At 72.1% G+C, this 23,745-nt stretch carries 18 protein-coding genes; 8 read left to right on the top strand and 10 right to left on the bottom strand.

What is annotated here, in order from left to right:
* Nucleotides 1-5: 5 nt before the first annotated feature.
* Nucleotides 6-779 (top strand): ESX secretion-associated protein EspG, encoded by a 774-nt coding sequence (locus HNR67_RS04125; protein WP_185000792.1) that lies wholly within the window; start codon nt 6-8, stop codon nt 777-779.
* A 1-nt stretch (nt 780) separates the two neighbouring features.
* Here the strand turns inward: HNR67_RS04125 and HNR67_RS04120 are convergent, their stop codons facing one another.
* Complete coding sequence (locus HNR67_RS04120) at nt 781-1,656, bottom strand: LysR family transcriptional regulator (protein ID WP_221489764.1); 876 nt, start codon at nt 1,654-1,656, stop codon at nt 781-783.
* 209 nt (nt 1,657-1,865) lie between these two features.
* On the opposite strand from HNR67_RS04120, the gene HNR67_RS04115 reads away from it, so the two are divergent.
* From HNR67_RS04115 to HNR67_RS04105, 3 genes are all read left to right on the top strand, one after another.
* Entirely contained in the window at nt 1,866-4,526 is a 2,661-nt protein-coding gene (locus tag HNR67_RS04115) for a helix-turn-helix transcriptional regulator (RefSeq protein ID WP_312986394.1), read from the top strand.
* Nucleotides 4,527-4,600: 74 nt separating this feature from the next.
* Nucleotides 4,601-5,281 carry a S1 family peptidase gene (locus HNR67_RS04110; RefSeq protein WP_185000790.1) on the top strand — a complete coding sequence of 227 codons (681 nt, stop codon included), beginning with the start codon at nt 4,601-4,603 and terminating at the stop codon, nt 5,279-5,281.
* Nucleotides 5,282-5,286: 5 nt separating this feature from the next.
* Nucleotides 5,287-5,994, top strand: coding sequence for a S1 family peptidase (locus tag HNR67_RS04105; RefSeq protein WP_312986393.1), 708 nt, complete (start codon nt 5,287-5,289; stop codon nt 5,992-5,994).
* A 44-nt stretch (nt 5,995-6,038) separates the two neighbouring features.
* Here HNR67_RS04105 and HNR67_RS04100 read toward each other — a convergent pair whose 3' ends face one another.
* The 4 genes from HNR67_RS04100 to HNR67_RS04085 all read right to left on the bottom strand — a co-directional run bounded on the left by HNR67_RS04100 (nt 6,039) and on the right by HNR67_RS04085 (nt 14,380).
* The gene (locus tag HNR67_RS04100; RefSeq protein ID WP_185000789.1) at nt 6,039-7,082 is read right to left on the bottom strand and encodes a glucose 1-dehydrogenase; all 1,044 of its coding nucleotides are present in this window, start codon (nt 7,080-7,082) and stop codon (nt 6,039-6,041) included.
* Complete coding sequence (locus HNR67_RS04095; protein ID WP_312986391.1) at nt 7,079-8,950, bottom strand: glycoside hydrolase family 15 protein; 1,872 nt, start codon at nt 8,948-8,950, stop codon at nt 7,079-7,081. Before HNR67_RS04095 ends, HNR67_RS04100 begins: the two co-directional genes overlap by 4 nt.
* Before the next feature lie 48 nt (nt 8,951-8,998).
* Nucleotides 8,999-11,548, bottom strand: a complete 2,550-nt coding sequence (locus HNR67_RS04090; RefSeq protein WP_185000788.1) for a glycosyl hydrolase 2 galactose-binding domain-containing protein — start codon at nt 11,546-11,548, stop codon at nt 8,999-9,001.
* Nucleotides 11,549-11,686: 138 nt separating this feature from the next.
* Nucleotides 11,687-14,380, bottom strand: coding sequence for a glycoside hydrolase family 2 protein (locus HNR67_RS04085; protein ID WP_185000787.1), 2,694 nt, complete (start codon nt 14,378-14,380; stop codon nt 11,687-11,689).
* Between the two features lie 187 nt (nt 14,381-14,567).
* On the opposite strand from HNR67_RS04085, the gene HNR67_RS04080 reads away from it, so the two are divergent.
* Nucleotides 14,568-16,262 carry a glycosyl hydrolase family 28-related protein gene (locus HNR67_RS04080; RefSeq protein ID WP_185000786.1) on the top strand — a complete coding sequence of 565 codons (1,695 nt, stop codon included), beginning with the start codon at nt 14,568-14,570 and terminating at the stop codon, nt 16,260-16,262.
* Nucleotides 16,263-16,370: 108 nt separating this feature from the next.
* Nucleotides 16,371-16,913: a hypothetical protein gene (locus HNR67_RS04075; RefSeq protein WP_185000785.1), complete on the top strand. Its 543-nt coding sequence runs from the start codon at nt 16,371-16,373 to the stop codon at nt 16,911-16,913.
* Between the two features lie 233 nt (nt 16,914-17,146).
* Here HNR67_RS04075 and HNR67_RS04070 read toward each other — a convergent pair whose 3' ends face one another.
* The 3 genes from HNR67_RS04070 to HNR67_RS04060 are packed head-to-tail and all read right to left on the bottom strand — an operon-like array spanning nt 17,147 to nt 20,228.
* Complete coding sequence (locus HNR67_RS04070; protein WP_185000784.1) at nt 17,147-17,848, bottom strand: FadR/GntR family transcriptional regulator; 702 nt, start codon at nt 17,846-17,848, stop codon at nt 17,147-17,149.
* A gap of 27 nt (nt 17,849-17,875) precedes the next feature.
* On the bottom strand, nt 17,876-18,502 hold the full coding sequence (locus HNR67_RS04065) for a bifunctional 4-hydroxy-2-oxoglutarate aldolase/2-dehydro-3-deoxy-phosphogluconate aldolase (protein WP_185000783.1): 627 nt from the start codon (nt 18,500-18,502) through the stop codon (nt 17,876-17,878).
* Between the two features lie 13 nt (nt 18,503-18,515).
* On the bottom strand, nt 18,516-20,228 hold the full coding sequence (locus HNR67_RS04060) for an IlvD/Edd family dehydratase (RefSeq protein WP_185000782.1): 1,713 nt from the start codon (nt 20,226-20,228) through the stop codon (nt 18,516-18,518).
* 110 nt (nt 20,229-20,338) lie between these two features.
* Here HNR67_RS04060 and HNR67_RS04055 point away from each other — a divergent pair, with 110 nt between their 5' ends.
* Complete coding sequence (locus tag HNR67_RS04055) at nt 20,339-20,719, top strand: sterol carrier family protein (RefSeq protein WP_185000781.1); 381 nt, start codon at nt 20,339-20,341, stop codon at nt 20,717-20,719.
* Nucleotides 20,720-20,758: 39 nt separating this feature from the next.
* Here the strand turns inward: HNR67_RS04055 and HNR67_RS04050 are convergent, their stop codons facing one another.
* Together HNR67_RS04050 and HNR67_RS04045 are read right to left on the bottom strand one after the other, a co-directional pair.
* On the bottom strand, nt 20,759-22,612 hold the full coding sequence (locus HNR67_RS04050) for an alpha/beta hydrolase (protein WP_312986386.1): 1,854 nt from the start codon (nt 22,610-22,612) through the stop codon (nt 20,759-20,761).
* Nucleotides 22,609-22,920, bottom strand: a complete 312-nt coding sequence (locus tag HNR67_RS04045; RefSeq protein ID WP_185000780.1) for a hypothetical protein — start codon at nt 22,918-22,920, stop codon at nt 22,609-22,611. The genes HNR67_RS04050 and HNR67_RS04045 overlap by 4 nt, the downstream gene beginning before the upstream one ends.
* 68 nt (nt 22,921-22,988) lie before the next feature.
* Here HNR67_RS04045 and HNR67_RS04040 point away from each other — a divergent pair, with 68 nt between their 5' ends.
* Nucleotides 22,989-23,729: a maleylpyruvate isomerase N-terminal domain-containing protein gene (locus tag HNR67_RS04040; protein WP_185000779.1), complete on the top strand. Its 741-nt coding sequence runs from the start codon at nt 22,989-22,991 to the stop codon at nt 23,727-23,729.
* Nucleotides 23,730-23,745 lie beyond the last annotated feature (16 nt).

Raw genomic sequence — 23,745 nt, 5'->3', positions numbered from 1 at the left:
CCGGCGTGCTGACCACGCTCACCGCGGTGGAGCTGGACTTCGCCTGGCAGGAGCTGGGGCTGGAGCGGGCGCCGTACCCGCTCAAGCTGCGCAGTCACGGCGTGACCATGGAGGAGCGGTCCGCGCTGCGGCTGCGGGTCCTCGAAGGGCTGCGGCAGCGGCGGCTGGCCAGGGAACGCGGGCCGCGCTGGGAGCTGGATCCGGTGCTGGAGGACCAGCTCGGGCTGCTCGCCCGGCATTCGCTGGCGGTGGAGCTGATCCAGTACACCGACGCCCCGGTGCTCGCGGTCGCGGTGTCCCGCGGTGAGAGCGCGGTGCTGGCGGTGCAGACCGAGGACGAGTCGGTGCACCTGCGGGAGGTGCGGGACACCGGGCTGGCCGAGGCGATCGTGAGCGCGTTGCCGCCGGGGCAGTCCGGGCGGCAGGCGCCGGTGTCCGCGCCGCTGGCCGGGCTGCAACGGGCCAGCGGGCCGGAGAAGCTGGATCCGTTCGGGGACGGCGTCGATCAGCTGGTCGCCGCCGGGATGAGCCGCAGCGAGGCGTACACGCTGGACTACCTGAGCAGGCACCGGCACCAGGGCGGGCAGTTCTCGGTCAGCCTGGCCGAGCGCTACACCACGCACATGGAACGCGATCCCACCGTGGTGTCCTGGTTCGACAGCGAGGACGGGCGTTACCTGCTGGTCAGCGAGGGCGGGCGGCTGTCCATCAGCGCGGCGGACAACCAGCGGATCGCGCACCGGGTGCAGGAGCTGATCTCCGCGGCCCGCACCGGCTGAGCTACTCGGTGGCCTCCCGGCAGGCGCGCACGAAGGCGTTCACCGCGCCGCGCTGCTCGCCCAGCCGCCACAGCGCGGCCAGCCTGCCCGGCCGGATGCCGGGCACCGGGCGGAACACCACGTCCCCACCGGTGCTGGACTCGCTGGTGCTGCTGGCCACCAGTGCGATGCCGGTGCCCGCGGCCACCGCGGCGAAGACCTCGGCCAGGTTGTTGGCCACCGCGGCCACCGTGGCCGGGTTGTCCCGGCGGGCGTCGGCGGCCAGCCAGAACTCACGTTGCGGGCCGGCTGCCTCGGGCAGGGCCACGAACGGTTCGGTGAGCAGGTCGGTGAAGGCGACCTCGGTCTCCGCGGTCAGCGGGTGATCGGCCGGTAGCGCCACCCAGCGCGGTTCGGCCAGCAGCACCCGGTAGGCGTAGCGGTCCTGGTCGGCCACTGGCAGCCAGACCAGCGCCAGGTCGACCTGGCCGTCCCGCAGCCCGGCCGAGGAATCGTCCCAGTCACTGCGGTGCACGCCGATCCGCCAGCCCGGCAGCAGTTCGGCGAAGCGGGCCGAGATCCGCTCGAACAGGCCGGGAGCCAGGTTGCTGTGCACGCCGATCTGCAGCACCATCCGCTCCCCGGCGGCGGCCCGGCCGACCTCGCCGAGCGCGTCACCCCAGTCGGCGAGTAATCGCTGGGCCCTGGGCAGCAGGGCGACCCCGGCCGCGGTGAGCGCCACGCTGCGCCGGTCCCGGCGCAGCAACGCCGAGCGCAGACTGCGTTCCAGCAGCCGGATCTGTTTGCTCAGCGCGGGCTGGGAAACGTGCAGCCGCTCGGCGGCCGCGCTGAAGCTCAGTTCCTCGGCCACCGCGACGAAGTATCGAAGGTCCCGCATATGCACGTCCATAACTCCGCGCCATTAGAGCGGCTCCGATCGGTTGTGACTAGCCCGTTCGGCGATCGTTACCAGGTTCTTCCCTCACTTGGCGGAGTCGCGAATACCCAATGGGCGCAACGATTCTTGCGTCGGCAACTCGGCCGGTCGATCGCTCGATCGGCCGATGACTGTCCATTGTGGACATATGAGCGGCGAAGGAGCTGGTCGTGCCGGGGAGAGCGGAGATCCTGCGGTGCGCGGTGGCCGGGCTGACCGCCGGGCCGGTGCTGTTGCACGGCCCGGCGGGCTACGGCCGGACCACCATGCTGGCCGAGCTGGCTACCCGAACGGCCCAGCGGGGCCGGATCCTGCGTGCCGCGCCCGGACCGGCCGATGCCGCGGTGCCCTGGACCACCCTGGCCGACCTGCTCGACGAGTTGCCGCCGCAGCCATGGCAGCTGCTGGCCGAACCCCAGCGGTCCGCCCTGCGCCAGGCGGTGCGCCGGGACCACCCCGGCACGCTGGACCGGCTCGCGCTGCGGCTGGGATTCCTCGCCCTGTTGCGGGTCCTCGGCGCGGACGAGCCGGTGCTGCTGGTGCTCGACGACGTGCAGTGGGCGGATTCGGACAGCGTGGACCTGCTCGCCTTCGCCGCCCGCCGGACCGGCCAGGCGGCCCGGGTCGCCGCGGCCGAGCTGGTCGCGCCGGGGGACGCTCCGCTGGCCACCTGGCTGAGCCCGGCCACCGTGCTGGAACTGCCGCCGCTGACCCTGGCCGAGACCACGGATCTGTTGCGTGGACAAGGAGATCCGGTCGCCCTGCACCAGGCCGCCGATGGCCACCCCCGGCTCGTCCTGGAGCTGAGCCAGTCAGGCGGCGGGCTGACCGAGGTGGCGAAAACCCTGCTCCGCCAACGACTCGACCGGCTCGACCGGGCGGTGCTGCTGCGGATCGCGCTGGCCGGGCGGATAACGGTGAGCCTGCTGCACGCCTGCGGGCAGACCGAGCCGGAGTCGACTGTGGACACCGCGCTGCGCACCGGCGTGCTGGCGCGGGAAGTGGACGGCGCGCTGTCCTTCCGGCTGCCGCTGCTGGCCGATCTGGTTGTGGCGGAGGCGGATCCGGCGCAGCTGCGGCAGGCGCACGAGGAGCTGGCCGCGGTCAGCTCGGACCCGGTGGAGCAGGCCCGGCAGCTGGCCAGGGCCCGGCCCACCCCCGCCGAGGACCTGGCCCGCACCCTGGCCGCGGCCGCCGGATCGGCCCGGCAGCGCGGACTGCCCGCCGCCGCGGCCGAACTGGGTGCGCTGGCCGCCGACCGGACGCCGGTGGGTCAGCCAAGGGCCGCGGTGGCCCGGCGGCTGGCCGCGGCCACCGACGCGGTCACCGCCGGCGCGCACGAGTTGGCCCGAACCCTGGCCGCCGCGGTGCTGACCTGCCCGCACAGCACCCGGAAACAGCGGGTCACCGCCTGCCTGGCGCTGGTGGACGCGGCCCGGCACACCAGGGCCACCGCCGAACGGATCTTCCGCCGGGCGCTGGCCGAAGCCAGTGGCGAACCCGCGCTGGAGGCCCCGGTCCGGCTGCGGCACGCCGTGCACGCGGCCATCGGCGGCGATTTCACCGCGGCCGCGGCCGGACTGGCCAGGGCCGCGCAACTGGCGCACACCGCCGGTGACCAGCACACCGAGGTCAACGCCCGGTGTTCGCTGGCGCTGTGCCAGGTGGTGCTGGGGGATCCCGCCGCCGAGGACACCCTGGCCGCCGCGGTCGCGGTGCCGGTGACCGAACCGGTGGCCCTGCACGGCGGGGTGGGCTGGACCGCGGCCCGGCTGCACCTGTTCGCCGACCGGCTGCCCGCGGCGCGAACCGAGCTGGCGAACCTGTTCGAGCTGGCCGAGGAACGCGGCGAACTGGGTGAGCTGGTCGCGATGGGCTGGAGCGCCACCGAGGTGCTGCTGGCCGCCGGCCGGTGCGGGCAGGCCCGGCAGCGGGCCGTGGAAGCCTTGCGCCAGGCCGAATCCACCGGCACCGACCTCGGCCCGGCCCGCTACGCCGCCGCGCTGGCCGAGGCGGTCGGCGGTGATCCGGCCCGCGCCGCCGGGCTGGCCGCGGCCGGCCTGGCCACCGCCGAGGCCGACGGCGACCAGGCGTTCGTGCTGCGCAACCTGCACGCGCTCGGCCTGGCCGGACTGGCCGCCGGTGACCCGGCCGCGGCGCTGGAACCGTTGCGGCGCGCGGGTGGATTGGAGACCGAACTGGCCGTGGCCGATCCGGCGGTGTTCGGGCTGCGGGCCGATCTGGCCGAGGCGCTGGTGGTCACCGGCGCGCAGGCCGAGGCCACCGAGGTGCTCGCGGCCGCCGCCGAACAAGCGCAACGACTGGGCCGCCGGGGGGTGCTGGCGACCCTGGCACGGGCCGACGGCATCCGGTTGCTGCTGGCCCAGCAGACCGAACAGGCGGTGCGGGCCCTGGAATCCGCCTGCGCCGAACAGGCCGCGCTCGGCCAGCCGGTGCAGTACGGGCGCAGCCTGCTGTGGCTGGGCATCGCGGCCCGCCGCCGACGTCGCCGGGCGGCCGCGCGGGAGACCCTGCGGCTGGCGCACCGCACCTTCCTCGGCGCGGGCGCGACGCCGTGGGCGGCCAGGGCGCTGGCGGTGCTCGGCGAGGACCAGGAGCAGGCGGCCTGCGGCGCGCTGACCGGGCTGGAGCACCGGATCGCCCGGCTGGTCGCGGGTGGGGCCACCAACCGGGAGGTGGCCGCCCGGCTCAACGTCAGCGGCAAGACCGTGGAGGGCGCGCTGACCAGGATCTACCGCAAACTCGCCGTCCGCTCCCGTACCGAACTGGCGCTCCGCCTTCCGGACCCCGCAGCCGAGCTGGGCCGGTGACCGGGATTTCCCCGTTTCGTGCCCAGGCAACGGGTTCCTAGCGTCAGGGTCCCCTGCGACGCCTAGGAGTACCCATGCGCCTGCTCCGCCTGCTCCCGATCACCCTTGCCTTGGCCGCCACCGCGCTGGTGCCGCTGGCCTCCCCGGCCGGGGCCGCGGTGGACCCGTTCATCATCGGCGGCAAGTTCGTCACCTCGGCGCCGTGGGCGGCCGCGGTGTACCGCAACGGTTCCTTCACCTGCTCCGGCACGATCATCGCGCCCACCTGGGTGCTCACCGCCAAGCACTGTGTGGGCAGCGGCCTGACCGTGCGGGTCGGCAACGTCCACCGCGCCCAGGGCACCCTGGCCACGGTGGCCGGTTACACCTCGCACGCCCGCGCCGACCAGTCCCTGCTGCGGCTGGCCGCGCCGGTGCAGACCAGCGAGTACAGCAAACTCGCCGATGCCAACCCCACCACCGGCAGCACCAACCAGATCTACGGCTGGGGCATGACCAGCCAGAGCGCGCCGCCTGCCACCCAGCTCAAGGTCGCCGACGTCCGGCTCACCTCGATCTGCCGGGACTACTACGGCGGCCAGGCCCTGTGCACCAGCCGGATCACCGGCAACGCCTGGTCCGGTGACTCCGGCGGACCACAGGTGTTCAACGGGCTGCAGGTGGGTGTGGCCTCCACCGCGGACGGCCGCAGCACCCAGCAGTACAGCAGCGTCCCGGCGGTGCGGGACTGGATCCGCCAGGTCTCCGGGGTGTGAGGGCGGTGCTGACCAAGCTGCTCAGCGCGGCCGCGATCATCCCGTTCCTGGTCGGCGGCACCCCGGCGGACCAGGACTACCCGTTCATGGCCAGCCTGCAGACCAGCTACGGCGCGCACTTCTGCGGCGGCTCGCTGATCAAACCGGACTGGCTGGTGACCGCGGCGCACTGCGTCAAGGACGAGCAGCCGGGTCAGGTGAAGGTGCGGATCGGCAGCCGGGACGCGGGCAGCGGCGGCACGCTCACCGGGGTGCGCCGGATCATCGCGCACCCGCGCTGGGGCCCGACCGCCTACTACGACATCGCCGTCGTCCAGCTCGACCGCGCGGTCGGCCAGCGCCCGATCCCGATCGCCGCGGACATCCCGGTCGGCAGTGCGACCCGGCTGCTCGGCTGGGGCCAGACCTGCGCCCGCCCCGGCTGCGGTGGCACGCCGAAGGTGTTGCAGCAGTTGGACACCAGCGTGGTCGAGGCCCGGCGCTGCCTCGGCATCGACAGGTCAGAGTTGTGCACGAACAACCCTGGCGGCAACTCCGGTGCCTGCTACGGCGACTCCGGCGGCCCACAACTGCGCTCGATCGGCGGGGCCTGGCAGCTCGCCGGCGCGGCGAGCCGCGCGGGCAGCACGAGCACCACCTGTGCCACCGCGCCCTCGGTGTACACCGCGGTGCCCGCCTATCGGGACTGGATCGCCCAGCAGACCGGAGGCTGAAAGGCCGGTGCCGCCGGGACTGGGCAGCCCCGGCGGCACCGCGCTCAGCCCCGCAGGTCCAGCACGACCTTGACGTCCTCGTCCTTGCGCGCCAACGCTTCCGGCCAGTCCGCCAGCGTCACCCTGCGGGTGATCAGCGCGCCCAGCCAGTCCCGGTCGCTGTCGGCCAGCGCGGCCGCGGCCCGCCGGTAGTGCCGCAGGTTGCCGTTCACGCTGCCCACCACGACCCCGTTGCGCAGCACCATGCCGTTGTTGATCTGCCCGGCCGGCAGCGGCAGGTCACCCTGCTCACCGGACAGTCCGGTGAGCACGGTGATGGAGTTGCGCGAGGTGCGGCGCAGCACCTCGAAGGCCACCTCGGGCGCGCCGGTGCACTCGATCACCAGGTCCGGCTCGAAGCTGATCTCGGCCAGGTCGGCGTGGTACCAGGCGCCCAGGCCGAAGACCAGTTCCGGCTTGGGGCCGGTGCGCATCCGGTCCACCACGTGCACGTCCAGCCCGCGCTGCACGCCGAGCAGGGCGGCCAGCAGGCCGATCGGTCCGGCCCCGGTGATCAGCACCGTGCGCGGGCGGAAGTAGCCGCGCAGGCCGATCCGCTCGATCTGGTCCCACACCTTGGCCACCACCGAGGTCGGCTCGGTGAGCACGCCCAGCTCGCCAAGGGCCGGGTCCAGCCGCACCGCGAACTCCGGCTCGACCGTCCACAGCTGCGAGCCGTACCCGTCCAGCGCCTTGATGCCGCGCTCGGTGTACTTGCCGTTGCGGCAGAAGTCCCACTGCCCGTCCGCACAGGCCCCGCACGGCTCCGGATCGGGCCGTCGCACCAGGCCCACCACCAGGTCACCGGGAGTGAAGCCGCTGCCGTCGGGCGCGGTGCGCACCCGGCCGAGCGACTCGTGCAGCAGCACCATCTCCGACCGGTCCGGCGGCAGTTCGCCGTAGCCCTGTTCGACCACCTCGCGGTCGGTGCCGCACACCCCGGCCAGCAACCCGGTGACCAGCAGTTCCCCCGGCCCCGCAACAGGATCGGGGAGTTCGCGCAGGGCGGTCCGGCTGGGGTCGCCGGGCACCCCGACCACGGCCTTCACGCGTCGAGCCCGTCGGTGCGGTCCCTGGCGTCCCTCGTCCGGCCGCCGTAGAGCACCGCGGCGCTGTTGACCAGCGCGAGGTGGCTGAAGGCCTGCGGGAAGTTGCCGGTGAACCGGCCGTGCGCGGCGTCGTACTCCTCGGCCAGCAGGCCGACGTCGTTGGCCAGCGCCACCAACCGGTCGAACATGGAAGCTGCCTCATTTCTCCGGCCGGACAGGGCCAGTGCGTCCACGAACCAGAACGAGCAGGCCAGGAACGAGCCCTCACGCCCGTGCAGACCGTCCACATCGGACTTCCCGCTGTCGGTGCTGTACCGGTCGACCAGGTCGCCGTTCTTCAGTTCCCGCTCGATCGCGCGCACCGTGCCGACCACCCGCTCGTCGTCCCCCGGCAGGAAGCCGACCGCGGGGATGAGCAGGGTGGAGGCGTCCAGTTCGGTGCCGCCGTAGTACTGGGTGAAGGAGTTCAGCTCCGCGTTCCAGCCCTTGGCCAGCACCTCCGCGTGCACCGCGTCGCGCAGCTCCCGCCAGCGCGCCACCGGTCCCGGCAGGTCGTGCTGTTCCACCGCGCGCACCGCCCGGTCGAAGGCCACCCACACCATCACCCGGGAATGGGTGAAGTGCCGGTCCGGCCCTCGCACCTCCCACAGCCCGGAATCCGGTTGCTGCCACAGCGTTTCCAGGTGCCGCATCATGCCGCGCTGCAACGCCCAGGACTCCGGCGTCTCACCCAGCCCGCGCTCGCGGGACAGGTGCAGGGCGTCCATGACCTCGCCGTAGACGTCGAGCTGGAGCTGGCGGTAGGCGGCGTTGCCGATCCGCACCGGCTTGGCGCCCTGGTAGCCGGGCAGCCAGTCCGCCTCCCACTCGATCAGGTGCCGCTCGCCGTCGATGCCGTACATGATCTGCACATCGGCCGGATCGCCCGCCACCGCGCGCAGCAGCCAGTTCCGCCAGGCCACCGCCTCGCCGGAGCAACCGAAGTTGTCCAGCGCCAGCAGGGTGAAGGTGGCATCGCGCAGCCAGCAGTAGCGGTAGTCCCAGTTCCGTTCCCCGCCAAGGGTTTCCGGCAGCGAGGTGGTCGGCGCGGCGACCATGCCGCCGGTGGGCGCGAAGGTCAGCGCCTTCAACGTGGCCAGCGAGCGGTGCACCGCGTCGGCGTGCGGGCCGTCGTAGCGGATGTTGGCCGCCCACTCCCGCCAGAAGTCCTCGCTGTCCTGGGTCTCCTGCATCGGATCGAGGGGTTCGGCCACCGCCTCGTAGGAGGTGGACCACTGCATGATCCAGGCCAGCCGCTGCCCGGCGGCTATGGTGAACACCGCCTCGTGCGCCCGCTCGCCCGCCACCCGGTAGGGCAGCCGGTCGCCGCGCAGCACCACGGTGTGCGGGCCGGCCACCGCGATGATGCACTCCGAACCGTGCGCTTCGGTCCGGCGCACCCAGGGCACCGAGTCCCCGTAGGCGAACCGGATCACCCAGCGCAGCCGCACCTCGACCTCGCCGGAGACGCCCTCCAGCACCCGGACCAGGGCGGGCTGGTCGTCCATGTTCTTCTCGTGCGGCGGCATCGAGTCGATCAGCCGCACCGAGCCGTCGGCGGTGTGGAACTCGGTCTCCAGCACCAGCGAGGTGTCCCGGTAGCGCCGGTGGGTGTGCTCCACCGGACCGGTGGGCGCGATCTGCCAGTGCCCGGACTGCTCGTCGCCGAGCAGCCGGGCGAAGCAGGACGGCGAGTCGAACCGGGGCAGGCACAACCAGTCCACCGACCCGGTCTTGCTCACCAGCGCCGCGGTGCGCAGATCGGACAGCAGGGCGTAGTCCTCGATCGGTCCCGGACCACCGGAGATGGCTAGCTCGTGATCGGCCACGCCACCGAGGTTAGGCGTCCGCCCCGGCGACTGCCCGACCGGACACGGTTAGCCGCCCACATTGAACCCACCCAGCCGGACCGGCGGCAGCCCGCCACCGCCGTCGTACTCCGCGCGCAGGGTGATCGACTCACCCGGCCACAACGTCACGTAGTTGTCCGACCACCGGACCGGGCCGCGCACCCCGTCCAGACTGGCCTTGATCGCCAGCGCGACCGTGCCGGAGGTGTTGTGCAGCCGCACCTCGGCCCCGCCCGGCACCCGGTGCGCACTGTGCCGCACCGAGGTCATCGGCAGGTCCTGCAACCCGGTGAGATCGGCCGAGCCGGTGACCGGCGTGTGCCACCAGGTGGACCTGGTGAAGTCGAGCACATCGGCGCTGGTGGACAGCCAGTAGACGTTCCGGTCGATCTCCACGCCGTCCCGTTCCAGCAGCAGTCGCACCAGGTAGGTGCCCTTGAACCCGGTGATCTCCGGCAGCGTGAGCACCCTGGCCGAGGAGTTGGCCGGCGCGGTGGCGGTGACCGTCTGCTCGGCCAGCACCCGGCCGTCCACGGTGGTCGCGGTGGCCCGGACCTTCAGCCCAGGCACATCAACCAGCCCGGTGCCGGCCAGCACCACCGAGCGGTCGTCGTAGGAGTACTGCACGTGCAGTGGCCGCAACGCCTTCTTCGCGCCGAAGTAGGAGCCCGCCGCGTCCAGGTTGTGGTCCCACAGGTGCCAGTACAGCGTCGGCCAGGCGTTGTTGATCATCCAGTAGATGACGCCGGTGGCCGGGTTGGCCGGATCGGCGAAGTCCCGGCCGTATGCCTCGAACTGGGCCCGGTTGCCCTCGTAGTTGGCCAGCTGGGCCTTGCGCAGGAAGTCGGCCAGGTCCTTGGGCTGGCCGTACCGCTTGGCCAGCGCGTCCGCGAACAGGCTCAGTGTGGCGAACACTTCCTTCTTGGCCAGGTGGTAGTGCGGTTTGGTCGGCAACCGCCAGAGGTCGTCGATCTCCTGCGGGGTCAGGAACTTCCGCAGGCTGGCCAGCTCCGGGATCATCGGCCCTGACCCGACCTCGGAGGCGAACCCGGCCGCGCCGCCGAGTTTGTCCTGGTACCAGTAGTTCGGCGGGATCCACCAGTACGGCCCGTCCATCTTCATCCCGGACTTGCCCAGCTGCGGGGTGCTCTTGGCCGCGGCCGATGGCAGGATCGGCGCGGTGAAGTCGGCCGCGCGCAGGGCGTCCAGGTAGGTCTGCTCGACCCTGGCGGTGGCCGCGTTGTCACTGCCGATGAAAAAGCCCAGGATGCTCGGGTGGTTGACCAGCCGGGCCGCCTCGGCCGCGGTGGAGGCCCCGGCGATCCGGTAGTCCTCCTCGGTCCAGGTGCTGTACTTCTCCCACTTGGTGCAGCACTCCCAGCCCGGCAGCAGCATGATCCCGAACCGGTCGGCCAGTTCCAGCAGCTCGTGGTCCTCCTGCTTGCCCTCCAGCCGCAGCGTGTTCACACCGAGATCGCGCACGTGCTTCAGCTCCTCGGCCAGCCGCCGCGGCTGGGCCCGCAGGAACAGGTCCGAGGCCCAGCCGCCGCCGCGCACCAGGAACGGCTTGAAGTTGACCAGGAACTTCCGCTGCCCCTGCGGGGTCAGCTCGGAACGCACGTCCCGGATGCCGAAGTCGGTGCTCGCCGTCGAATCACCCGCGGACACGGTCAGCCGGTACAGCGGCTGCTCGCCGAACTGCGCGGGCCACCACACCCTGGGCCGGTCCACCCGCAGCTCGGGGAAGGTCACGACCGTGCTCTCCCCCGGCGCCAGCTCGACCTGCTGCCGCAGCCGGTCGCCGCCGATCGCGGCGCTCACCGTACGGCGTTGTGGCTGGTCGGAGTGGTTGCGCACGGCGGCCTTCACGGTCAGCCTGGCCGCGCTGAGATCGGGTTCCAGCGCGGTGACCACCCTGGGCTCGGCCACCGAGACCGCGCCCGAGGTCACCAGGCTGATATCCCGCCAGATACCCATGTTGTTGTCCGGCGCCGGCGGGCTCCAGTCCAGGAAGCTCACCGTGAAATCGCGGAACGGGTCGGCGGGCATGGCCTTGATCGCCAGCGCGTTGTGCCCCGGCCGCAGCAGCCCGGTCAGGTCGAACTCCGCGCGCGGGTAGGCCCCCGCGGTCTCGCCCAGCCGCACCCCGTTGAGCCACAGCTCCCCGCGCGAGATCACCCCGCCGTTGAGCCGCAGCACGGTGTGCCTGCCCGGCTGCGGTAAGGCCAGGAACTCCCGCCGGTACCACCACGGCACGCTGAAATCGGCCGGGTTCACCGCGTCCCGCAGGTTGGTGGAGTAGTTCAGATCCGGATAGCGCCGGTTCGCGATCAGCCCGGCCATCACGGTGGAGCGCGCTGGCACGGTCAGCCAGCCGCGGTCGCCGTGCCGGGGGCTGGAGATCAGCGAGCCGTCCAGCCCGGCCTTGGCCGAGGTCTGCATCCGCCAGTCCGGCACCACGGTCGTACCGGGTCCGGCCACGGTCAGCCCGGGATCGGGCACCGGGTCGGCCACGGCCGGGGTCAGCGAGGCGCACAGGGCGAGGGCGATCCCGAGAACCAGTGGCGGCAGGCGCATGTCCGGCACTCTGCCGTTGGTTACCCAGTTTCGACAAGACTCCTAACGAAGCAAATTTCTAACCAACCTGGCGCAGGCCGAGGGCGGCCCTCCGGAGCCCTGTACCCGGGAGAGCCGCCCTCAGGTCCTACCTGTCCGCTACCGGATCGGCGCGGGCAACACCTGCTTGGCCACGTTGTGACCGTTGATCTCCACACTCGGCGTCGCGCCACCCAGGTCCGCGGTGCGATAGGTGCCGGTGAGGGTCAGCGTCTCGCCGGGCCACAGCGTGACGTAGTTGTCGCTCCAGTCCGTCGGCAGCACCTCGGGCCCGCCCGCGCCCTTGCGGATGTTGGCGCGCACGAAGAAACCGACCTGCTTGCCGCTGGAGTTGTTGGTCAGCGTCACCGTGGTCTTCGTGTTCTCACCGTCCACAGTGGACTTCGCCGAGGACTGCACGCTGGCCGCGGCCAGGTTGTTCAGCCCCTTGAGATCGGCGTAGCCGGACTGCGGCGTGTGGTACCAGGTGGAGCTGCCGTAGTTGAGCGTGTCGGCCTTGGTGGAGAGCCAGTACACGTTGCGGTCCAACACCTTGCCGCTGCCGTCCTTGAGCAGCAGCCGGGTGAAGTAGGTGGTGGACAGCCCGCTCGGCTGCGGCAGGTTGCCCGCCCGCACCGAACCGTTGGCCTTGGCGCTGACCGGCCGGGTCTCATCGGCCTTGACCGTGCCGTCCAGGTTGAACACGGTGGCCTGCACCGAAAGCCCCGGCACGTCGGCCAGTCCGGTGTTGACCACCGCGATCGACTTGTCGTCGTAGGAGTACTGCACGTGCAGTGGCCGCAACGCGGTCTTGGCGCCGAAGTAGGAGCCGCCGGTGGCCAGGTAGTAGTCGTAGAGGTGCCAGTACATGGTCGGCCAGGCGTTGTTGAGCATCCAGTAGATGACGCCGGTGGCCGGTTTGTTGGTGTCCGACCAGTCCCGGCCGAATGCCTCGAACTGGGCCCGGTTGGTCTCGTAGTTGGCCAGCTGGGCCTTCTTCACCACCTCGGCGGCGTTGGCCGGTTTGCCGTAGCGGCCGTCCAGCGCGGTGCCCCAGAAGGTCAGCTTGTTGAAGGTGTCCGAGCGGGACAGGTGGTACTGGGTGGCGTTGTAGTCGGTGAGCTTGTTGATGTCGCCCTGCGGCAGGAACTTCTTCAGCTCGTCCATCTCCGGGATGGTCGGGCCGGGCCCGATCTCGGAGGCGAACCCGGCCGCCCCGCCGAGCTGCTCGTTGTACCAGTAGTTCGGCGGCTCCCACCAGTAAGGACCGTCCATCTTCATGCCGGGGCTGCCCAGCTGCGGCGAGCTGAGCGCCTTGGCCGAGGAGATCACCGGCTGCTTCCACTCGGCGCGGTTGAGCGCGTCCAGGTAGATCTTCTCCAGCCCCGCGCCGGGCGCCGCGTCACTGCCGATCATGAACGCCAGCATGCTCGGGTGGTTGCGGATCCGCTTGGCCTCGTCCTCGGCCGACTCACCGGCGACCCGGTTGTCCTCCGCGGTGAAGGAGCTGTACTTCTCCCACTTCGAGCAGCATTCCCAGCCGGTGATCAGCATGACCCCGGCCCGGTCGGCCATGTCGTAGAACTCGTCGTTCTCCGGCTTGCCCTCCAGCCGGATGGTGTTCATGCCCATGCTGCGCACCAGGTTCATCTGGTCCTGCAGGTAACGCAGGTCGGTGCGCAGGAACAGGTCCGAGGCCCAGCCGCCACCGCGGACCAGGAACGGCTTGCCGTTGACCGAGAACTCCCGGCCGCCCTTGTTCAGCCGGGAGCTGACCTCGCGCACGCCGAAGCTGGTCTTCGCGGTGTCGGCGACCGTGCCGTTCACGGCTGCGGACAGCGCCGCGTCGTACATCGGCTGGCCGCCCATCTGGAACGGCCACCACACCTGCGGGTTGAGGAAGCGCAGGCCAACGGTGTTGGCAGGGGTGAAGCTGACCGTCTTGGTCTCCTTGGCCGCCAGCGAGACCGTCTGCCGGAAGCCCACGTTGCCCGCGGTGCCGCTGACCTCGGCGGTGACCGGCGCGTTGGTGTTGTTGCGCGCGTTGACCTTCACCGTGATGTCGGCGTGGTTCAGGCTGGGCAGCGGCAGGTCGGTGTCCACCCGCAGGTCGCGCAGGGACACCGCGCCGCTGGCCGCGAGCTGGACATCGCGGAAGATGCCCTGGTTGCGGTCGGCGGGCAGCTGCGCCCAGTCGATGAAGTGGATGATCAGATCGCGGTCCTGGTCAGCCGAGTTCGCGCGGATGGCCAGCGCGTTGTCACCCTTGCGGAGCAACGAGGTCACGTCGAACTCATAGGTCGGGTAGGCGCCGATCACGGTGTCCGTGCCCGCGATCTTGGTGCCGTTGAGCCACACCTCGCCGCGGGAGATCACCCCGCCGTTGAGCTTGAGGAAGGTGTGCGTGCCGGGCGCGGGGTCCGCGGTGAAGGACCGCCGGTACCACCAGGGCACCAGGAAGTCGTTGCGGTTGGCCTTCTGCAGGTTGTTGCCGAAGTTGACGTCGCCGTACTTGTTGTTGGCGATCAGACCGGCCAGCACGGTGGACCGCTTGGGCACCGCGTACCAGGAGCTGTCGTTGAAGCCCGGCGCGGAGATCGCCGCCCCGGTGCCGGTGGCCACCGCCGAGGACTGCAACCGCCAGTCCGGGATGGTGGTGGTCTGCGCGGCGCGGGCGGGGGCCGCCGGGGTCGCGCCGAGCTGGTAGGTCGGTCCGGCGGCGGGCTCTGGGGCGGCGTTGGCGCCCGGTATCGCGGACAGGAGGAGGGCGAGGCTGACGGCTCCCGCCAGCCACGGGGCACGACGTCTGGTCATTGAACGCTCCCGGCAACCACATGGCGGCGGCTGGATGGGGCTTTCCCAGGAAACTCTTGCTGGTCAACGCCTGCTTTGGCAAGGGTCCTTACGAACGAAATTCCCCTCTTGCCCAGGCACCCCCCGGCGGGTGAAGCTGCCCGCGTCAACCAAACCGCCGCCCGCGTTTGGGAGATGGAGACGATCGATGACGATCGAACGCAGAACGTTCCTCGCCGGTGGGGTCGCGGCCGCGGCCTACACCCTGACCAGCGGGGCAGGTTCGGCGCAGGCCGCGACCGAGGTCGCAGCGGAGACCGGCGAAGCGAAGGCGCCGACCGCCGCACTGTGGCAGGAGTACGTCCGCAACCCGCACAACCACCCGCAGATCCCGGACATCTCCTTCGCCGGGTACCGCACCGGTGAGTGCTGGCCGAACCCGCCGGTGCGGGCCAACGTGCTGCGCTACGGCGCGGTCAAGGACGGCTCGGCCGACGCCAGCGCGGCCATCAACGCCGCCATCGTGGACGTGGGCAGGCGCGGCGGCGGCGCCGTGCTGCTGCCTGCCGGCACCTACCGGATCGACAACATCATCCAGATCGGTTACGACAACGTGGTGCTGCGCGGCGAGGGCAGCGGGCGGACCACGCTGTACGCCAACCGGTCCCTGGAAGAGATCGTCGGCATCAACCGCAGCCGCTACGGCAGCGAGAACTCGGCCTGGAGCTGGGCGGGCGGCCTGGTCTGGGTGAGCCACCGGGACCGGCACCAGCCACTGGTCGCGGCCATCAAGGCCAAGAAGTGGCCCCTCGAAGGCTGGCTGGGCAACGAGGGCGAGGGCATCCGCACCCTGACCACCGTCACCGCGCCCGCCGCCCGTGGCGGGTTCACCCTCACCGTGGCCGACGGGCGCGGCCTGCACGCGGGCCAGCGGGTGCTGGTGCAGATCGACGACGACGCCGATTACGGGCTGCTCCGGCACATGTGCGGGGACGGCCCAGGCACCGCCGAGTACGTGTGGTCGAACAAGGACAAGCTGCTCTCCTACCGCCCGTTCCAGTGGCCGGTGCGGATCAGCAAGGTGCGCGGCAACCAGGTGACCCTGGAACAGCCGCTGCCGGTGGACGCCCGGCTGGCCTGGAAACCCCGGCTGACCACCTTCGCCCCGCCGATCACCGGCGCCGGCGTGGAGGGCCTGACCATCCGCATGGTCAAGACCGTCCGGCCCAAGCACCTGCTGGACAAGGGCTACAACGGCCTGGCCTTCCAGTGCGCCTGGGACTGCTGGGCCGACGACGTGGCCGTGGTGGACAGCGACAACGGCTTCCTGCTGGTGGCCACCAAGGGCGTCACCCTGTCCAGGACCAGCGTGGACGGCCGCGGCCAGCACCACTCCTACGCCTGCCGGGAACAGGCGCACGACAACCTGGTGGAGAACTTCCGGATCGGCAAGTTCACCGAACCGCCCACTGCGGGCTCCGGCCACCACGGCATCAACGTCGAGGGCCTCTCCTGCGGCAACGTCTGGTCCAAGGGCGATATGCAGGCGGGCACCTTCGACACCCACCGGGGACTGCCCTTCGCCAACGTGCGCACCGAGGTCACCATCCTCAACGACGGCGCGCACGGCGGCAGCGCCAACGCCGGACCGCTCTACGGCGCCCGGTTCACCCACTGGAACGTCACCGTCACCAACGGCAGGGCGGGCTGCGTGAAGATCGACCACGTGGCCCCCTACAGCGCCACGGTCGGCATCTCCGAGGTCACCGAGTTCGGCCAGATCGACAAACCGGACTTCTCCGGCGCGCTCAACTCCAAGATCGAGGCGTACGGCACGCCCGCGGTGAACCCGCCCAACCTGCACCAGGCCCAGCGCAACCTGCGGAAACGCCACCGTCGGTGACCGATTGGTTTTCGACAGGTTTCTCACAGCCTGGACACAGCTAGCGCGCGCATCCTCGGTGTCAGCCACCCAGAGCCGGGTGGCTGACACCGAGATTTGGAGCGGCACATGTCCGAGGAGAACGAGAAGAGGGCGGCCGGTTCTCCCGAGGAACCCGGCGCCCAGCAGCCTGCCCCCGACGCCCCCACCCAGCCCGTCGCGCCCGTGCCGCCGCAACAGCCGGTCACGGCCCAGCCCGCGGCCGAGGCGCTGGCCGCCCCACCCGCGGCTGAGGCACCCCAGCCCGAGGCCCAGCAGGGCGCGGAAGCTCCAGCCCAGCCCGTCGTCGGCGCCACCGCCGAACACGGCGCCGAAGCCCCCGGCCAGCCCGCGGCTCCGCCGCCCGTGCCGCCCCGCCCCAGCCGTCTCAAGGGCTTCGCCAAGCGCAAGGCCGTGCAGCTGGTGGCGGTCGGCGTGCTCGGCGCGGTGGTCGGCGCCGGGGTGGTCGGCCTGACCGTCGGCGGCCACGGCGGCGGGCACAACCGGCACGACCGGGAGTACGTCGGCAAGGGCCCGAACCGGGACGACGGCCGGTTCGGCGACCGCTTCGACCAGCGTGGACCCGGTCGGGTGGCCCCGCCGTTCCAGGACTTCGAGCGCCCCAACCGCTGATCACTCTAGAGAACCGATCAGCAAATTTGTGACCGCTACTGGCACTTCTGAGTGATCATCTTCCCCAATGGAGTGCACTCGGCGTGCCATTCGTGCACGGAGTGTGCGTGCGCGCTAAGTTTGACTCGTCGGTGGGTGGTTCGCGGATCTCCTTCCAGCCCACCATCGGCGGTGTTTGTGGATCACACGGCTTCGTGGCCTTGGGGTACGGGGAAGATCGCAAGGCCACGAAGCTACCTCCGCGTCAGCAGGGCCGCCACCTCGGCCGCGGCGCCGGCCACGATCTGCCGCAACAACTCCTCGGCCTGCTCCGGCCGTCGCTGCGCGATGGCCCGCGCCACCTCGATGTGCCGCTGGGTGGCCACCGCGTCCGGCACCTCGGGCATCAGGTGCAGCCGGTTGCGCCCGCGCAGCAGCTCGGCGGTGAAGTCACCGAGATGGGCGAACATCTCGTTCCCGGAGGCGGTCAGCACCAGCCGGTGGAAGCGCACGTCCACCTCCACGAACTGATCCACCTCGCCGAGTTCGGCCAGCCGCCCCAGTTCCGCGGCCAGCTCCAGCAGCTCGGCCCGCTGTTCCGCACTCGCCTCCCGAGCGGCCAGCCCGCCTGCCGCGGGTTCCACCGCCGCGCGCACGTGGCTGAGCTGGCGCAGCTGCTCACCGCGCTGCGCGCTGCCCAGCCGCCAGCGCACCAGCTGCGGGTCGAACAGGTTCCACTCGGTGCTCGGCCGCACCGTGGTGCCGACCTTGGGCCTGCTGTGCACCAGCCGCATGGCCTCCAGCACCCGCACCGCCTCGCGCGCCACCGTGCGGGAGACGCCGTGCCGCGCGGCGAGTTCCTCGATCCGCAGCACCTTGCCGCCGGGGATGGCGCCGGAGGTGATGGCCTGGCCGAGCTGGTCCAGCAGCTGACCGTGCAGACCGCGCTGGGTCATGGTCGCTCCACAGGGCTGACGAGCAGATCAACTCACCGTAGCCGGGCTCGCGAGTGATTCGACCAGACTTCGAACTCGTTGTGCCGCCACTTCCGGACCGCCCTCGGTCAGCGCTGCGCCGACCCCGCAGGCCACCGCGCCCGCGGCCACCCACGCCGGCACCTCCGCCAGTGCCACGCCACCGGTGGGCATGATCGGCGCCTGCGGCAGCGCGGCCCGCACATCGGCCAGCCAGCGTGGGCCGAAACCCCTGGCGGGGAACAACTTCACCGCGTCGGCCCCGTGTTCGAGGGCGGTCACGATCTCGGTCGGGCTGGCCACCCCGGGCAGCGCGGCCGCGCCGTAGCGGTGCGCGGTGCGGATGACCTCGGGGTGCAGGCTGGGCGAGACCAGGAAACTGGCCCCGGCCAGGGTGGCCAGCCGGGCGGTGGCCTCGTCCAGCACGGTGCCCGCACCCAGGGTGATCCCCGGCCGACCGGCCAGTTCCTCGATCACCGATAGCCCGCCGGGCGTGGTCAGCGCGATCTCCAGGGTGCGCAGCCCGGCGTCGATCATCGCCTCGGCGGTGGCCAGCGCGGTCTTCGCGTCCCCGGCCCGCACGATGCCGAACACCCGCTGCTCGGCCAGTGCGGCCAGCGTTTCCCATCGGTACAACGACAAGCTCCTCTCAGAAGGCCGCGCGCGGCGGGGCCGAGTCGGTCGAGCCGACCAGGAAGTCCAGGTCCACCCCGCGGTCGGCCTGTTGCACGTGTTCCCGGTACAGCCGCACCCAGCCGCGATCCGGCCCGGCCGCCGGTGGCCGCCACCCGGCCCGCCGCTCGGCGAGTTCGGCATCCGACACGTGCAGGTGCAGTCGTCGGCCTGGCGCGTCCACGGTGATCAGGTCCCCGTTCCGCACCAGGGCCAGCGGTCCGCCGACGGCGGCCTCCGGCGCGACGTGCAGCACGCAGGCGCCGAAGGCGGTGCCGCTCATCCGGGCGTCGGAGATCCGCACCAGGTCCCGGATCCCGGCGTCCAGGAGCTTCTGCGGCAGCGGCAGGTTGCCCACCTCCGGCATGCCCGGGTAGCCGACCGGGCCGGTGTTGCGCACCACCAGCACGGTGTCCGCGGTGACCGGCAGGTCAGGGTCGGCGATCACCGCGTGGTAGTCCTCGACCGAGTCGAAGACCAGCGCGGGACCGGTGTGGTTCAACAACCTCGGCTCGGCCGCGGACTGCTTGACCACCGCGCCGCCCGGGGCCAGGTTGCCGCGCAGCACCGCGGTGCCGCTGTCGGCCGGCTGCACCGGGTTGGCCAGCGGCCGGATCACCTCGTCGTCGTGCACCACCGATCCGGCGCAGTTGGCGAGCAGGCCCTGCCCGGTCACCGTGAGCACGTCCGCGTGCAGCGCGTCCTTGATCCGCTCGATCAGCGCGGGCAGCCCGCCGGCGTAGGCGAACTGCTCCATCAGGAACCGGCCCGAGGGCATCAGGTCGACCAGCAGCGGCAGTCGCGCGCCGAGCCGGTCGAAGTCCTCCAGGTCCAGCGGCACGCCCAGTCGTCCGGCGATGGCCAGCAGGTGCAGCACCGCGTTGGTGGAGCCGCCGATGGCCGCGTTGACCAGGATCGCGTTCTCGAATGCCTTCCTGGTCATCACCTCGGCCGGGTGCGGGCCGCCGGTGGCCAGCGCGACCGCCCTGATCCCGGTCTGCTCGGCCAGCGTGCCGCGCCGGGCGTCCACCGCGGGCAGGCCGGAGGCGCCGGGCAGCTGCATGCCGAGTGCCTCGGTCACGCAGGCCATGGTGGAGGCGGTGCCCATGGTCATGCAGTGCCCCACCGAGCGGTTGAGGCAGCTCTCGAACTCGGTGAACTCGGCCTCGGTGATCGTCCCGGCGCGCAGTTCCTCGGTCATCCGCCAGATGTCGGTGCCGGAGCCGACCTCGCGGCCGCGGTAGTTGCCGTTGAGCATCGGGCCGCCGGTGAGCAGGATCGCGGGCACCCCGGCGCTGGCCGCGCCCATCAGCGCGGCCGGTGTGGTCTTGTCGCAGCCGGTGAGCAGCACCACCGCGTCCACTGGGTTGGCCCTGATCAGCTCCTCGATCTCCATCGCGGCCAGGTTGCGGTAGAGCATGGTGCTGGGCCGCATCAGCGGTTCGCCAAGGCTCATCGCCGGGAATTCGAGCGGGAAGCCGCCTGCCTGGTACACGCCGCGTTTGACCGCCTCGGCGAGCAGCCGCAGGTGCGCGTTGCACGGGGTCAGTTCGGAGAAGGTGTTGCCGATGCCGATGACCGGGCGGCCGTCGAAGTGCTGCCCGCCGTAACCGAGTCCGCGCAGGCTGTGCCGCGCGATGAACCCGTTCTTGCCGGTGCCGCCGAACCAGGCCTGACTGCGGAGTGCCATGACCCTCCCATCGGCAAAAGTATTACTAATACTCCGTCCACTCTGCGACAGCGAACGCGCCGTGTCCAGGAGAACAGTCCTATCGTCGGAGGTCCGGGTTAGCCTTCGGCGTGCCTCTACGCAGAGCGGTGGATCCGCATGAGCTGCGCGCCGCGGTGACCGAGGTCCTGCCCTGGCTGGACGGCGGTGAGCAGCCCGACCGAGCCGCCCTGGCCGCCGCGGTCCGGTTGAGTCTGCGCACCCTGGAGGGCCTGGCCCCCGGGCGCAGCGTGGAGTTGCGGGTGCCGCCGTTCGCCGCGGTGCAGTGCGTGGCCGGACCCCGGCACACCAGGGGCACCCCGCCGAACGTGGTGGAGACCGACCCGCGCACCTGGCTGGAACTCGCGCTGGGGCGGATGGGCTGGGACGCGGCCCTGGACGCGGGCAGCCTCACCGCCTCCGGCAACCGCGCCGAGGAGATCGCGACCTGGCTGCCACTGCTCCGGGTGTAGCGCCGCCGGCCCGCCGCTCCGGCGCGCGCCACGCGTGGCTCAGAACAGCCGACCCAGCCCCCCGAACAGGTCCCGCCCCGACTCCACCAGCCGCCCGGCCCCGGAGACCGCCGCGTCCCCGAGGTCGTTGAGCAGTTCCCGCCCGGTGTCCGCCGCGGCCGCCCGCACCCCGTCCCAGTCCCCGTCCAGCGCGCTGCCGATCACCCGCCCGCCGCCGTCCCACAGGTCCCCGCCCGCCTCGCCGACCTCGCCGCCGAGTCCCGGCCCGGCCCCGGTCACCCGCTCCGGCTGGCCGGTCGCGATGTGGCCCAGGTTGCGCAGCGATTCCGAGCCCTGGTCGAAGTACGCCGAGTGCGCGTGCCGCAGCCCGGCGTCCTCACTCGCCCCGAACCCGCGTGCGCCGAACTGCTCGTCGTAGGGCCCGTGGTTGGCGCCGTCGGCGGTGAACCAGCTGCCGTCGGTGGCCCGCACCACCGGGTCGTGCTCGGTCATCCCGGCCCACACCCGTCCCGGCAACTCCGCCGCGCTGGCCGCGCCGACGCCCGGCGAGCCGACGAAGGCCAGTTCGTCCGCTGCCAGCCCGTGCAGGCCCGCGTACCCGGCCACCGTGCTGCCGTAGCTGTGCCCGATCACGGTGAGGTGCTGCCGATGTTCCGCCGCCGCCCGGTAGCCGTCCACGTCCGCGACCAGCCGCGCCGCGCCCTCGATCGCCTGGTCCGGGCGGCTGACCTGGGCGTTGGTGATCGCGTCCGGGGCGTCGTAGCCCAGCCACTGGATGGTCGCGTTGCCGCCCGGACTGGCCGCGTCCATCTCCGCACGCAGGTTCGCCGCCTGGCCCAGGCTGAAACCACCCAGACCGGAGCCGGTGCCGGGCACGCAGACCGCGACATCCGTTGCCCGGTCGGGGTTTCCGAAGGCGACCGCGAGTCCGCCCTGACCGCGTGGGCCGTCCGGTTCCCAGGCCATGATCAGCACTTCCTCGCGTGGGATGCCGCGTTCGGCCGCCAGTCTTTCCGCCTCGGCCAGGCGGTCCGCGGCGAGTTCGGTGTTGCGCAGCTGCCGCTGGGCCGTGGCGCGTTCGTCGAGCAGGCGGGACAGGGCGGGATCGTTGGCGTTGCGCAGGTTCTCCGTGTCGGTGGGGTCCAGGCCGAGTTCGCGGGCCCGGTCGGCGAGCCGGCGGTCGGCCTCGGTCAGCGCGCCCCGGAATCGCGCGCCGTCCTCGGTGATCCGCCGCCGGTTCGCCGCGTCCAGCACCGGCGCTGGCAGTCCGCGCAACCGGCCGAGCTGGTCGTACCGGGTGAGCAGCAGCCGCTCACGCTCCACAGTGGACAGTCCGGCCCACCAGGCCGCCATCTGCCGCGGATCCGAACCCACCGGTGGCAGCGCGAGCCCGTGCACCGGCAGCGCCTGCCACTCCGGGGTCTGCCCGGCCACCGTGCCGAACCCCGGATCCAGCCGGTCCAGCGCACCGGCCAGTGAGCGCAGCAGTTCGGTGTAGGGCGCGCGGACCGTCTCCAGTGCGCGGACCACGGTCGCGGCCAGTTCCCGTTCGAGCAGCGGATCGGCCCCGGCCGGGCGGCCGCGCCAGATCGCGATGGCCCGGTCCGCGCCGGTGCGCATGGCCTGCTGGGCGCGGGCGGCCGCGTGCACGATGGCCACCGCCGAACGCAGCCGGGCCGCCGAGGTACTGGCCGCGACCTGGCTGAGGTCGCCGCGCCTGGTGAAGGCCACACCCGCGTCCCCGGCCCAGGACCCGGCCGCGGCCCGGCTGTGCCGGACCGACTCGCCTGCCCGGTCCACCGCGCTGACCGCCCCGGTCAGCGGATCGGCCGCCTCGGCCAGCCGGCCCGGATCGCCGACGGTCATCCGTTGGTAGAGCGCCTCCGGGTTCACCGGGTGCCGCCCAGTAACCGCCTGGCCTCGGTCTCACCCTCGGCGTAGCCGTCCGCGTTGCCGGTCAGCGCCTGCGCCGCGTCGGCGAACCAGGCCGAGCCGTGCCGCAGGTCGGTGCCGTGTGCCGCGCCGAAGCGGGTCAGCGCGGCGGCGAACTCGCCCGCACCGTCCACCTCGCCGAGCAGCGCGGGATCCAGCCGCAGGTGGTCGAGCAGGGCCGCGCCGTCGGCGGCCGCGTCGGCCCCGGCGAAGAACTCGCGGGCGGCATGGCGCAACCGGTCCGGTTCGACACGGATGTGCTCGGTCATGGAACCTCCAGGGCTGCTCGGCACGTCTGTGACGGCAGACACCCGACCCCGGTTCCCCTGGAGACGAGATGGCAGGACCGCAGGACAGCCCCTGGTGGCTGGCCGTGGCCACCGAGCAGGCGGCCGCCTTCCGGCAGGCCGCGCAGGCCGCCGACCCGGAGCTACCGGTGCCCTCCTGCCCCGGCTGGCGCTTCCGCGAGCTGGTGCTGCACACCGCGCGGTTCCTGCAGATCGTCGGCGGCCAGTTACGCACCGGTGGGGCCGACCGCGCCCGCCCGGTGCCGGAACCAGCCACCATCAGCGACCCACTCGACTTCTTCGACCAGCAGCTGGACGACTGCCTCCGGCTGCTCGCCGCCTGCCCACCCAACAGTCCACTGTGGACATTCAGTCCGGCAGCGCCCAGCCTGGCCTGGTTCTGGCACCGCCGGGTCGCGCACGAGCTGAACCTGCGCCGCTGGGACGCCCAGGCCACCCTGCGCTGCCTGGTCCCGACCAAGCGCGCACTGGCCGTTGACGGCATCGACGAGGTGCTCGGCACCCTGCTGGCCAGCCGGTACACCGCCGCGTCCAGCCCGGCCGCCACCGGCGCGGTGCTGGTCTCCTGCACCGACGGCCCGGAACGCTGGCTGGTCTGGCTGCAACCCGGCGAGGCGCCGGAGGTGGTCCGCGACCCGGCCGACCTGCCTGCCGCCAAGGCCACCACCGCGGGCCGGGCCACCGCGCTCTACCACGGTCTCTGGGGCCGGATCGAGCTGCCGATGGCCGAAGGGTGCCCGGTGTTGCTCTCCGGAGTGCAAGCCCACTGAATCCGTCTTGTTCGGT

This window comes from Crossiella cryophila (genome assembly GCF_014204915.1).
Lineage (GTDB): Bacteria > Actinomycetota > Actinomycetes > Mycobacteriales > Pseudonocardiaceae > Crossiella > Crossiella cryophila.
The sequence above is the reverse complement of the archived record's forward strand: the minus strand, read 5'-3'. Positions and strand labels throughout refer to the sequence as shown.